Consider the following 13,680-nt stretch of genomic DNA (forward strand, 5'->3'; position numbering starts at 1 on the left):
TTACGGTTGGACAACCTGCTCAAGCTCTTTCATGTTCTGTAGTTCAAAACAAACCTGTAACTGCAAACGGTTTAAGCAATGGTGAGGCTACTGTATCAGCTCTTGGCGGTACTCCTGGTTATACTTACTTATGGGATAATGGTGAAACTACACAAAAAGCCATAGCACTAAACGCAGGAATGCATAGTGTAAAAGTTACAGATATAAATGGCTGTTTTACAGAATGTACTGTAGAAATTACACAACCAAATGTATTATCCTGCAGTATACAACAAGATGCAACCGTAAAATGCTACGGTGGTAATACTGGTAAAGCTACAGTAACAGCTGTTGGAGGAAATGGCGAGTATACTTATAAATGGGATAATGACGAAACAACTGCAACTGCTGTTGCTTTAACTGCCGGTTTACATACTGTAACAGTTACTGATAAATTAAATTACACTACTAAATGTGAAATTACAATTGGTCAGCCGCAAGATCCTTTAAGTGCAACTACAACACAAGTTGATGTAGCTTGTGGTGGAGGTACAACAGGTTCTGCAACTGTAATTCCAGCAGGAGGAACAAGCCCTTACACATATTCTTGGGACACAACTCCTGTTCAAACTGGTGCTACAGCTACAGGTCTTAAAGCTGGAACATATATCGTTACGGTTAAAGATGCTAACTTATGTACTGTCACAAAAACAGTAACTATTATCGATGGAGATTCTGTTAAACCAGTAATAAATCCATTACCAGAAACTTCTACTATTAATTGTCCTGCAACGCCAGTTTTTACTCAAGCAACAGCAACTGATAATAGTGGTAATGCTCCTGTTTTAACTTATGAGGATGTTACTACTCCTGGTAACTGTGCGGGTTCTTATTCGATTACAAGAACTTGGACAGCTAAGGACGAATGTGGAAACATTTCACTTCCTGTAAGTCAAACAATTAAAGTACAAGACAAAACAAAACCAACTTGGGTAACGCAAACAGCTTCTTTAAACAGAACAGTTGAATGCAGCGATACACAAGCTTTAACAGCAGCGCAAGCTTTGTTCCCTACAGCAACTGATACTTGCGATCAAGATGTTTCAAATATTGATAAAGTAAAAGGTGAGTTTAAAGCTACTGAAGGATGTAAAAATGCTGGAACTTACACTAATACTTGGACGGTTACTGATGATTGTGGAAATATTTCTGAAACTTTCACACAAGTAATCACAATTCAAGACACTACTGCTCCAACTTGGTCTACTGAAGCTGCTTCATTAAACAAAACCATAGAATGCAGTGATACACAAGCTTTAGCTGCAGCACAAGCCTTATTCCCAACTGCAACTGATGCCTGTGATACTAATGTGACAAATATTCTGAAAGCAAGCGGTCAGTTTAAAGCTGTTGAAGGATGCAAAAATGCTGGAACTTACACTAATACGTGGACAGTTACTGATGATTGTGGAAATATTTCTGAAACATTCACACAAATAATCACAATCCAAGATACTACAGCACCAACTTGGTCTACTGAAGCTGCTTCATTAAACAGAACCATAGAATGCAGTGATACAGAAGCTCTAGCATCGGCTCAAGCCTTATTCCCTGCTGCAACTGACGCCTGCGATACTGATGTTTCAAACATTGATAAAGTGAGCGGTGAGTTTAAAGCTTCTGAAGAATGCGGAAATGCCGGTACTTACACCAATACATGGACTGTAAAAGATGATTGTGGAAACACTTCTGAAACATTCACACAAATAATTACAATTCAGGATACTACAAAACCAACTTTCGTTGGCAATCTTCCTTCAGATATTACTGTTTCTTGTGACGCTGTTCCAGAACCATTTAATATGGAAGCTTCTGATAATTGTAATGGAGATTTACCAATTGTTTTCAAAGAAGTTAAAAGCGATGTTAAAAACGAATGTGGTACAGAATATACCTTAACTCGCACATGGACAACAAGTGATTGTGGAGGAAATTCAATTTCTTATACTCAAGTTATAACAGTAAGAGATACTACACCTCCAACTGGTACTGCACCATCAAATGTTGCTAATCTACAAAGTGCCGCCGACATTCCAGCAGGAAGTCCATCTGACATAAAAGATGCCGCAGACAACTGTGCAGGAGCTGTAAAAATTACAGTAAGTGACACTAACAATGGAGGAACCGGATGTAATGGAGAATCATATATTTTAACTAGAACTTATACTTTAACAGACTGTGCAGGTAATAAAACGGAATTAGTTCAAACCTTTACTGTTGAGAATAAAGTTTCTGTAAGCGGTATTGCTACAAATGTAAGCTGCCAAGGAAAAAGTGATGGTTCAATTGCAGTTACCAGCAGTCCTGGATCTACTGTAGTTATTACAAATCAAAATAACGAAGTAGTTGGAAACACAAATTTACCAGCTGGAACATACACACTTACTGCGACATCTGTAGTAAATAGTGAAAATGAAACTTGTACAGCAACTGCAACGGTAGTTATTACAGAACCAAATTATAAAGTTAAAATATCTGGACAAATTATAAATGTAGACACTAACACTCCTATTGCAAATGTTCCAGTAACATTGATTCCTCAAGGTACTACCACAGGACCAATTTTACTACGTGTAACTGGAGCCGATGGTATGTACAGCTTCACAGGAATGCCTGCAGGAAGTTATTTAGTTCAAGTTCAAGATGCCAATTTAAATAGTGCATATCAACTTTACCCAGTCGACTCGAGCTTGTTCTTTACTACTCTTAAAGAATGTGAATTCCAAGTTCATAACTTCGAATACGGAAAATCAAACCTTCCTGTTTTAGGAGATTATGTTTGGTACGATACTAACGGAAATGGTGTTCAAGACGAATGGTATGATGCTAACAATGATGGTGTCGTAACTAAAAATATTCCAGATGCTGAAGGTGCTGTAGATTACAGTCTTTGGGAATGGATAGATTTTAATGGTGACGGAAGTTATGTTGGTCCATCAAATGCAGGCGAATTAAATGCCGGTGGTTTTGGAAACGCATCAAATCCGAATATTATAATTGATGGTCCAAATGGATATCATTCTGAAGTAATTATTGGAATTCAAGGATTCTGGAGAGATAGACCAGAACAAGCAAATCCATATGGAGAATATAACATTAAACTAGTTAGAGAAGCAAATCTAGATGCTGTTGCAGCTGCTCTAGGAGAAACTGGACTTGTAAAAGTACTTCCAAGCTCAACAGATAGAAAAGTAACATCAAAACCTGCCAAACTGCAAATGCATACGGTATGTCAAACTACCAGTCAAAGCGGTATAATTGTAAATGTTACTCCTGAGGACTTAGTTCATTTAGATGCTGACTTTGGTGTAAACTGTAAAGAATTTAAAGATATAGTTGCCAATGATGATAGTGCCGGTCCAATTGCTGGTGTAAATCATATTACAAAAAATGTCTTGAATGTTTTACCAAACGATACACTTGAAGGCGTAGTAGTAACTGCTTCTGATGTTGTAATAACTACTGTAACACCAAATGAGTTTTTACAATTAAATTCAGATGGCTCTGTAGATGTTTTACCAAATGCACCAGTAGGTACACTTACAATGGTATACCAAATTTGTGAAGCCGATGCAACATCAAACTGTGATACTGCAACAGTAACAGTAACGATTGTAGCACCGGTAATAACAGTCACTGCATCACCAATTTGTATAAATGATGTTCCATACCTTGATTACACTGTAACTCCAGTTAACTTTACTCCTGCAAATGGCGTATCGATAACTTGGGCAGATGCAGCAAACAAAGTGGTAACTACCATGTCTGACTTACCTCTAAGTGGTCGCGTTTTATGGCCTGGAGCTACAGTTGATACAAACGGAAAAGGTACTGACTGGCCAGGATGGGTATTCCAAAACAATCAATGGATTCAAGCGCCTGACGGTTTTGAAGGATTACGCCCAACTGCGAACATTACATTATCGCTTAATCCAAGTGAAACAATAACTGTAAATTATCCGCCTTCTGAACCGTTCTGTACTGCCAGACCAACATTTGCAATTGTTGCTAATGATGATAACGCAGGTCCAATTTCTGGAGGTACTGGAGCAACAAATGTTGTAAATGTATATACAAATGACACCTTAAATGGAAATGCAATTAATCCAGCAGATGTTACACTTACAACAGTGACACCAGACCCAACAGGAGCATTAACACTAAATCCTAATGGATCTGTAGATGTAAAAGTTGGTACAACCGGCGGAACATACACATTAACGTATCAAATTTGCGAAAATGCTGATGCTGGAAACTGTGACACTGCAATTGTAACAATAACAGTTGTTGATCCTGCACCGCCAACTCCAATTAATGCGGTTGATGATACTTACAGCAATATTGGCTGTAACACTTTTGGACTAGTAGGTAACGTTTTAAGTAACGATACTAAAGGTTTAACTAGAGCAACACTTGATCTTGTAGAGTTTACATTATTAACAGAAACGAATAGTAATGTAAAAACAGATTCTAATATAACATTCGATACATTAGGAAATGTGAGAGTATCAAGTTTAACTCCAGCTGGAACTTATACTTATACCTATCGTCTTTGTGACAAATTAAGTCCTGGAAATTGTGATACAGCAACAGTAACAATCATAGTGCTGCCAAACGGTGTAACTAATATTGCAAGTCAGGCTTGTAATGATGATTCAACATTACTAAACTTGTCTAATTTACTGCCACAAGGAACCGCAACAACAGGAACTTGGGTTGACACAAATAACACTAATGCCCTACAAGGCAGTACACTTAATACTTTAGGTTTAGCACTTGGAAATTACATATTCGAATATAGAATAAAAGACGAGAGCTGCCCTAGAACAATTGCTCTTAACATGGAAATTAACGACGATTGTAAAGTACTGCCATGTGGAAATATAGTTGTACACAATGCTTTCTCTCCTAATGGAGATGGAAAAAATGATGTTTTCGTAATTGATAGTATTGATGATTTGACCTGTTATCCAGGAAACACTGTAGAAATCTATAATCGTTGGGGAATATTGGTATTTGAAACAACAAATTACAATAATGAAACCAATGCATTTGATGGAACATCTAGAGGTAGAACAACTATCAAACAATCAGATGGATTACCAACTGGAACGTACTTCTACATTTTGAATTACAAATCATTGAATGGAAATAATGAAGTTCAAGATAATAAAAAAGACGGATACTTATATCTTTCAAAATAAACAACAAAGAAAATGCGCTATATAAAACATTAATATATAGCGCATTAAATAACAATTCGTAAAAAAATACTTATTTTTGAATAAAGATTCATACTAACTTAAAAACCTTTTTTAAAGAATTAAAAAGTTAGTTGGTAATAACTAAATAATACACATCTACTATGAGAACAAAATTATTTTTCTTCGTCATTATGTTTGTAGCCCTTACAGGCTATGCACAGCAGGATGCACAGTATACACAGTATATGTACAATGCGATAAATATAAATCCTGCTTATGCGGGATCTCGCGGAGCTCTAAGTGTTTTTGGTCTATACCGTACTCAATGGGTTGGTTTAGACGGAGCACCAGAAACCAGCAGTTTCTCTATTAACACTCCAATAAACAATAGTAAATTGGGTATAGGACTTTCGCTGGTAAATGATAAAATAGGTCCAACAAATGAGAATAATATTTCTGCCGATCTATCATATTCAATACAAACTTCGCCAGATTTTAAACTCTCTTTTGGAATTAAAGGAACTGCTAATTTATTCAATTTAGATATTAACAAACTAAATCCTGAAGATCAAGGCGATCCACAGTTTCAAGACCTAAGCAATAAATTCTCTCCAAACATTGGAGCTGGAGTTTACTGGCATTCAGACAAAGCTTACATTGGTTTATCTGTACCCAATTTCATCGAAACCAATCGTTATGATGATAATGATGTAGCTATTTACAAAGACAAAATCAATTATTATTTAATGGCCGGTTACGTATTTGATCTTGATAAATTACAATATATCAAATTCAAACCTGCCGTATTAACCAAAATGGTTGAAGGAGCACCTTTACAAGTTGATATTTCTGCCAACTTTATGTTTTTTGAAAAATTTGTAGTTGGAGCAGCTTATAGATGGAGTGCATCTTTAAGTGCAATGGTTGGATTTCAAATCACAGACGGACTTTATTTAGGATACGGTTACGACCGAGAAACAACAAACTTAAATAATTACAACTCAGGATCTCATGAGATATTCCTGCGATATGAATTCTTCAAGAAAAATGGTAAAATGACAACTCCTCGTTTCTTCTAAAACTTATTATTATGAAAAATTATACGCTCCTTTGCTTAATAATATTAAATATTTTTTACGGCTATTCACAGCAGTCAAAGGTTAACTCAGGTGATAAAAAATACGACGGATATGCTTATGTTGATGCCATTAAAACCTATGAAAGGGTGGCCGAAAAAGGATATAAGTCTGAAGATTTATTTAAAAAACTCGGAAACTCTTATTATTTCAATTCTGAATTTGAAGGTGCTGCTAAATGGTACGGCGAGCTTTTTGCAATGAATCCGTCTCCTGAAGCCGAGTATTTTTACAGATATGCACAATCTTTAAAATCAACTGGACAGCTTGCAAAAGCTGATAAAGTTCTCAATGAGTTTAATACAAAATATAAAAACGATTCTAGAGGTAAGCTTTATAAAGAAGATGTAAACTACCTAGATCAAATCAAATTAAACTCTGGTCGCTATAAAATTGAAGATGCCGGAATCAACTCTAAATATTCTGATTACGGAAGTTTTGTATATGACAATAAAATCTATTTTGCATCGGCTAGAGATACTGGTAATTTCAGTCAGAGAAAACACAAATGGACAGGTGAATATTTTACTAATATTTACAATGCAGATATTGATGCTGAAAGCGGAAGTTCGACTAAGGTAAATAAAATAAAAACTGCCTTAAATACAAAATTTCACGAATCTTCTCCAGCATTTACCAAAGACGGAAAGACCGTTTATTTTACTAGAAACAATTTTATTGACGGCAAAAAAGGAAAAGATGATAACAAAGTTACTCTGATCAAAATTTACAAAGCTACACTCGAAAATGGAAAATGGACTAATATAGCAGCTCTTCCTTTTACAAGTGATAATTTTAGTACTGCCCATCCTGCTTTAAGCCCTGATGAAAAAACACTTTACTTTGCATCTGATATGCCGGGAACAATCGGACAATCGGATATTTACAAAGTAAGCATCAACAGCAATGGCGGTTATGGCACTCCTGAAAATTTAGGAAAAACAATTAATACCGAAGGAAAAGAAACATTTCCTTACGTAACCAGTGAAAATGAAATTTATTTTGCTTCTGATGGTCATCCAGGACTTGGCGGACTTGATGTATTTGTGGGACAATTGCAGGATAATGGAACTGTAAGTGATATTCAAAACCTAGGTGCTGACGTAAATTCGCCTAATGATGATTTCGCTTATATTATTGATCCAGCCACTAGAAGAGGTTATTTCAGTTCAAATAAAGCCGGCGGCCACGGTTCTGATGATATTTATAAATTTCTAGAAACTAGAAGACTAAAATGTATTCAAGAATTAACTGGTGTAATTACAGACGCTGAAAGTGGCATAATACTGCCGGGAACAAAACTTACTTTATATGACAGCCAGCAGGTTATTGTAAGTACAACGATTTCAAATGCCGAAGGAAAATACAGCTTTGCAGTTGAATGCGGTAAATCGTATAATGTGAGAGCTGTGAAAACAGATTATGCGACTAAAGAAGTTATGGTGAATATTGGAAAAGTAAGCGGAAAAACTGATCTGCCAATTGCTTTAGATAAAATCATTTGTAAAGTTGCTATCGGAGACGATTTAGGAAAATGCTTCGGAATAAAAATGATTTATTTTGACCTTGACAAATCAAACATTCGTGTTGAAGCTGCTTTAGACTTAGAGAAAATATTAGATGTATTGAATCAAAATCCAACTATGAAGTTAGATATTCGTTCACATACAGACAGTAGAGCAACTCATCAATACAATGAAGCTTTATCTGACCGAAGAGCCAAATCAACTATCGCCTGGCTTATTAAAAACGGCGTAGCTAAAAATCGTCTGACAGGAAAAGGTTATGGAGAAACACAACTCGTAAATAAATGTTCTGATGGGGTACCTTGTACTGAAGAAGAACACCAAATGAACAGACGAAGCGAGTTCATTATAGTAGGATTATAATACTCCCAAAATACATTATATCAAAAAAAGCTGTCTATAACTAGACAGCTTTTTTTTTACAAAAAAAACGTTGTAACTCAGGAATTACAACGAAAACTAACCAACCAATTTGAAAGTTTTTTTAAATTTTTGCAAATATATTAGTGTAATATTTTTTCCCAGTTGCGGGATCGGTAGATATCGAAATACCAAAATGAGTATAATTTCCTTCGATATTTTCTTTGTGACCCGGACTATCCAACCAAGCTCTCAAAGCAGCTTCAGAAGTTTTATAGTTATAAGCCACATTTTCTCCAACCCTTTTGGCGCCAAGAACACTTTCAATGTTTTTTGAACGCAAAACAAAATCATTGTGATTTACAAGGTTGTTATCAATCATATATTTATTATGAACTTCACATTCATAAGAAATATGATTAATTTTTTCCAATGCATTTAAACCAATACTTACCCGGTAATTGTTTATTAACTGCATTGTTTCTAATTCAGACGCATTGTAGCTGTAGTCTGTAATTAATTTTTCTGTACCCCCAGTACTTTCAGTACCTTCTGCGACTTCTGCCGAGCATGAGTTCATTGTGATCGAAATCACAATGAACAGCATGGCGCACATAACTTTTTTCATAATCTTAGTAGTTTAGTTTTAAAGCAAATGTTGGGGCAAAAACCTTAAATAATTATGTGACAATCTTTTTACATTTCTATATCAAACGTATTTAATTTATCGGTAAACTACAAAAAAAATCGACAAACTACATAAAATATTTTTAAACAAAAGTAAAAATCTTACAAATTAAGAAGAAAGACGCTCAATCTTCCATGAAAAATCAGATTGGCTTGTGTAGCGAATGCGGTCGTGAAGTCTATTTGGTCTTCCCTGCCAAAATTCAACTTGCAAAGGAGTTACAATAAATCCACCCCAATTTTCAGGTCTTGGGATTGGTTTTCCTTCAAATTCATGTTCCAGTTTTTTTAGGTTTTCTTCCAAGAAACTTCTAGACGGAATCACCTCACTTTGATTAGAAACAATTGCTCCTAACTTACTCCCATCAGGACGAGAATCAAAATAACCATCAGAAATATTTTCAGACGTTTTTTGGGCAATTCCTTTTATAATAACCTGACGTTCCATTTCCTGCCAGAAAAAAGACAAACAAACATTAGGATTGGCTTCTATCGCTTTTCCTTTTTCTGAATTATAATTGGTATAAAAAATAAACCCTTCTTCCGAGAATTTCTTTAATAAAACCACACGAGATTTAGGAAACCCGTCTAATCCAATCGTAGAAACTGTCATTGCATTGACTTCTCCGCTTCCTCCAAAATCTTCAACTTCATGAAACCATCTGTTAAAAAGATTAATTGGATCTTCAGGAATATTAGTTTCTAATAATTCACTTTTCTCGTAAGATTTTCTATAATTGCTTAAATCGTTCATTGTTTTTAGTTTTTTTGTTTCAAGTTTCAAGTTTGTCAGGCTGAGCGAAGTCGAAGCCCTTCTAACCACAAAAGCCCTTCTCCCGACGCCTCAGGATCGCTCAAGGTAACATACATATATTCAAGTTTAAAACCTTTGTTACTCCGCACCTTTGTAACTAATAAATTAAAATTCAAAACTCAAGCCGTCGTCTCCTAAAAGTACATTAGGAAAAATTGTTTCAGCTTCTTCTTTAAAACGCTCAATTCCGTCGTATCGTGTAGAATAATGACCTAAAATCAATTGTTTTACATTTGCTTTTAATGCAATTCTTGCCGCTTCTTTTGCAGTCGAATGAAGTGTTTTTTGTGCCAAAGGAGCTTCAGAATCTAAAAAAGTAGATTCATGATATAAAACATCAACATTTTCAATAATCGGAATTATATCTTCATTATAAGCAGTATCTGAACAAAATGCATAACTCATTGACGGAATTGGGTCAAACGATAACTTTTCGTTTTCTAGTAAAGTCCCATCATCAAGCTTAACATCACCGCCGTTTTTTATTTTTTGATAATAAGCAACATGGATATCATAGTGCTGAACTGCTTCTATGTTTAATTTTCTTTCTCCCGGTTTTTCCTGAAACAAGAATCCATTGGTATAAACACGATGTTTAAGCGGAATAGTTTTGACAATAACTTTTAAGTCTTCAAAAATCACTTCACTTTTCTTCGACTCTAATTCATGAAAAAACAAACTATAAGTTGTCCAAGATTCTGTCAGCTTCAATTGAAGAAGAATTAATTCTTTTATTCCTTTTGGTCCATAAATATGTAAATCCGTCGTTCTGCCTAAAAGAGAAAAAGTAGAAATGGTTCCAATTAATCCGTAAAGATGATCTCCATGAAGATGCGAAATAAAGATGTGATTAATTTTTGAGAATTTAATCTTATTTTTTCGAAGTTGTACCTGAGTTCCTTCTCCGCAATCAATCAAAAATAAACGATTCTTGATTTCTAAAACCTGCGAAGTTGGGTTAGTAAGTGTTCTAGGAGTTGCGGCATAACAGCCAAGTATAGTTAACTTCAATTTGATGTTTATTCGTTTATTTGGTGAATCGTTTAATCGCGTTAAATTATAATCAAAAACTTATCGATTAAACAGTTAAACAAATCAACGATTAACCGATTCTTTAAAATCCTAAGTCTCTTTCAATTTCTTCCATTTCGATAATATCGTGTGCTTCTAAAAGTGAAGGCACAACAACTAATTTATCTGAAACAGCATTAAAATCAAGATCAGAAACAACAATTACAAATGATTTTTTTGCTTTTTTTTGAGATTTAGCAAGAGGTAAAAAAAGTTTCAAATCATTTTCTGAAAGCTCGGAATCTGATAACAGATCGATTATAACATTATGTTTTTCAAAGGTTTTAAATTGCTGCGTTACTTTTTCTACAAAGCCATTAAAATCACCTTGTGTATTTTTTATTGTAACGGTATGTCCTTTTTGATCTACTTTCATTTTACTAAGGTACGAAGTTTTTTAATTTGTTTCAGGTTTCAAGTTTCAGGTTGTAAAACTGAACGTTCCAACAACGTGAAACCTGAAACTTGAAACTAAATATTATTATTGAATTTTAGAAGCCAAAAGATAAATAACCGCCATTCTAATTGCAACACCATTTTCAACCTGATTCAAGATAACAGAATGGTCAGAATCTGCCACTTCAGAAGTTATCTCTACTCCCCTGTTAATTGGTCCTGGGTGCATAATTACGATTTCTTTTCCAAGAGAATCCAAAAGCGGTTTATCAACTCCGTATTGTTGTGCGTACTCACGTGTTGATGGGAAAAAATTCACATCCATACGTTCGTTTTGTACACGAAGCATATTCGCAACATCACACCATTCTAAAGCTTTACGTAAATTTGGTTCAACCGTAACACCAAGAGATTCAATATATCTAGGAATCAATGTTTTTGGTCCGCATACTTTTACTTCTGCGCCCTGCATTTGCAAAGCATATATATTTGATAAGGCTACTCTTGAATGCAGAATATCACCTACAATTACTACTTTTTTTCCAGCAACATCTCCCAGTTTTTCTCTAATAGAGTAACTGTCTAACAAAGCCTGAGTTGGATGCTCATGCGCTCCATCTCCAGCATTTACAATACTCGCTTTGACATTTTTAGATAAAAAATAAGCCGCTCCGGGATTAGAGTGGCGCATTACAACCATATCAACTTTCATCGAAAGGATATTATTTACAGTATCAATCAGAGTTTCTCCTTTTTTAACAGATGATTGAGCTGCAGAAAAACTGATCACATCAGCAGATAAACGTTTCTGCGCTAATTCAAAAGATAGTTTGGTTCTCGTACTGTTTTCGAAGAAAATATTGGCAATGGTAATATCTCGTAATGAAGGAACTTTTTTAATTGGTCGATTAATGACTTCTTTAAAATGATCTGCCGTTTCAAAAATCAGGTTAATATCATTCTCGTTGATATATTTTATTCCTAATAAATGATTTACGCTTAATTCTTTCATTTTTATTGTTTATTTGTTTTTTACTGTTTAATCGTTTATTTGTTTAATCGTTTAATCGCTTCTTTCGATTAAACAATTAACCGATTAATCGATTAAACTTTTTAATTTGTCACTAAGTGAACAACATCTTCACCATCATTTTCTTTCCAGCTTACTATCACTTTTTCACCATTAATAGCATCTACCTGACGACCTCTATAATCTGGCTGAATTGGTAAATGACGACTGAAACGTCTGTCAATTAAAACCAATAATTCAATTTCTGAAGGTCTTCCAAAAGATTGAATTGCCGTTAAGGCAGAACGAATGCTTCTTCCAGTAAACAAAACGTCATCAATAAAAATGACTTTTTTGTTTTCGACTATAAAATTGATTTGAGTTTTATTGGCTTCGAGTGGTTTATCAGTACGACGGAAATCATCTCTAAAAAAAGTGATATCCAGATATCCCAAAGAAATTTCGGGAACCTTATATTCGTTTTCTAATATTTGTTTTAAACGTTCCGCTAAAAAAACACCTCTTGGCTGAATTCCCACTAAAATAGTCTCTGAGAAATCAAGATGTTTTTCGATTAACTGACAAGCCAAACGATGGAGTATGATAGTAACTTCTTTTGAATTAAGTAATACTTTTTGGCTCATAAGTAATTGTAATGTTTGGTTGGCAAATATACGAAATCAGAATTTATTTGTTGGGGTGTTGAGTGGGGAAATATTTTTTTTCAAATTGATATAGAATTGAAGCAGAAACATACTTTTTATAAACAAACATTTTTCCTACTTTAGCTGAAATCAAAAACTTCATACTAACCTCTTATGCATAAGATAGATATATGTTATTTATATTACATATAAACTAGTTGCCAAAAATTTGAAAAATGAACGATAAAGATTTGATATTACAACAAATGATTTCTAATCCAAATAGAAATCCTGATACATATTTTACTTCTGAATCTTTAATTTCTGTAATATTAAAAGACAAAAATAGAGACGAAATTGAGTTCTTAATTAAAGAAATTATTAGAGAAAAACCTGAACTAATAAATATAGTGAAAGCAATTGGACAGCCTTTTGCTGTATCACCTTCTGGATTAGTCGATTCATTTTTAAAAAAAGGAGGATTTACTAAAATCGAACACGATTTAGAAACCGAACGTATTAAAAAAGCTGAACGAGAAGCTAAATCGGATAAATTAATGGATTTGGACTTGAAACTTAAATCGTTTGAATCTAAAATCGGAAAAAAAATAGTCATTGCAGGCTTTGTAATCACCTTTTTAAGTTTTCTAATAACTGTTTTGACTATTAAATTTTGGCGTGTTGATGATAACAAATCCACGAAAGAGCAATCAACAACTGAACAAAGAATAAAGAATAGTAAAAGATAATTTAAATTAAATTTGACTTTTATAAAATGTGAGGTTTATAACCCG

At 34.3% G+C, this 13,680-nt stretch carries 10 protein-coding genes; 4 read left to right on the forward strand and 6 right to left on the reverse strand.

Annotated features, from left to right (window positions below; genetic code table 11):
* The 3 genes from B0A81_RS17150 to B0A81_RS17160 all read left to right on the forward strand — a co-directional run.
* On the forward strand, positions 1-5,243 hold a 5,243-nt coding region (locus B0A81_RS17150; RefSeq protein ID WP_133063645.1), incomplete at its 5' end, for an HYR-like domain-containing protein.
* Positions 5,244-5,404: 161 nt separating this feature from the next.
* Positions 5,405-6,322 carry a PorP/SprF family type IX secretion system membrane protein gene (locus B0A81_RS17155; protein WP_089059156.1) on the forward strand — a complete coding sequence of 306 codons (918 nt, stop codon included), beginning with the start codon at positions 5,405-5,407 and terminating at the stop codon, positions 6,320-6,322.
* 11 nt (positions 6,323-6,333) lie between these two features.
* Positions 6,334-8,268 (forward strand): OmpA family protein, encoded by a 1,935-nt coding sequence (locus B0A81_RS17160; protein WP_089059157.1) that lies wholly within the window; start codon positions 6,334-6,336, stop codon positions 8,266-8,268.
* A gap of 121 nt (positions 8,269-8,389) precedes the next feature.
* Here B0A81_RS17160 and B0A81_RS17165 read toward each other — a convergent pair whose 3' ends face one another.
* From B0A81_RS17165 to pyrR, 6 genes are all read right to left on the reverse strand, one after another.
* Positions 8,390-8,893, reverse strand: a complete 504-nt coding sequence (locus tag B0A81_RS17165) for a CAP domain-containing protein (RefSeq protein ID WP_165768085.1) — start codon at positions 8,891-8,893, stop codon at positions 8,390-8,392.
* 168 nt (positions 8,894-9,061) lie between these two features.
* Positions 9,062-9,706 carry a pyridoxamine 5'-phosphate oxidase gene (gene pdxH, locus B0A81_RS17170; RefSeq protein WP_089059212.1) on the reverse strand — a complete coding sequence of 215 codons (645 nt, stop codon included), beginning with the start codon at positions 9,704-9,706 and terminating at the stop codon, positions 9,062-9,064.
* Between the two features lie 165 nt (positions 9,707-9,871).
* Complete coding sequence (locus B0A81_RS17175) at positions 9,872-10,777, reverse strand: ribonuclease Z (protein WP_089059158.1); 906 nt, start codon at positions 10,775-10,777, stop codon at positions 9,872-9,874.
* A 103-nt stretch (positions 10,778-10,880) separates the two neighbouring features.
* On the reverse strand, positions 10,881-11,213 hold the full coding sequence (locus tag B0A81_RS17180) for a ribonuclease Z (RefSeq protein WP_089059159.1): 333 nt from the start codon (positions 11,211-11,213) through the stop codon (positions 10,881-10,883).
* A 105-nt stretch (positions 11,214-11,318) separates the two neighbouring features.
* Positions 11,319-12,245 (reverse strand): aspartate carbamoyltransferase catalytic subunit, encoded by a 927-nt coding sequence (locus tag B0A81_RS17185; RefSeq protein ID WP_029273654.1) that lies wholly within the window; start codon positions 12,243-12,245, stop codon positions 11,319-11,321.
* Positions 12,246-12,346: 101 nt separating this feature from the next.
* Positions 12,347-12,886, reverse strand: a complete 540-nt coding sequence (gene pyrR, locus B0A81_RS17190; protein ID WP_089052841.1) for a bifunctional pyr operon transcriptional regulator/uracil phosphoribosyltransferase PyrR — start codon at positions 12,884-12,886, stop codon at positions 12,347-12,349.
* A gap of 236 nt (positions 12,887-13,122) precedes the next feature.
* Here pyrR and B0A81_RS17195 point away from each other — a divergent pair, with 236 nt between their 5' ends.
* Positions 13,123-13,635 carry a hypothetical protein gene (locus tag B0A81_RS17195; RefSeq protein ID WP_089059160.1) on the forward strand — a complete coding sequence of 171 codons (513 nt, stop codon included), beginning with the start codon at positions 13,123-13,125 and terminating at the stop codon, positions 13,633-13,635.
* Positions 13,636-13,680: the final 45 nt, after the last annotated feature.

This window comes from Flavobacterium plurextorum (assembly GCF_002217395.1).
Taxonomy (GTDB): domain Bacteria; phylum Bacteroidota; class Bacteroidia; order Flavobacteriales; family Flavobacteriaceae; genus Flavobacterium; species Flavobacterium plurextorum.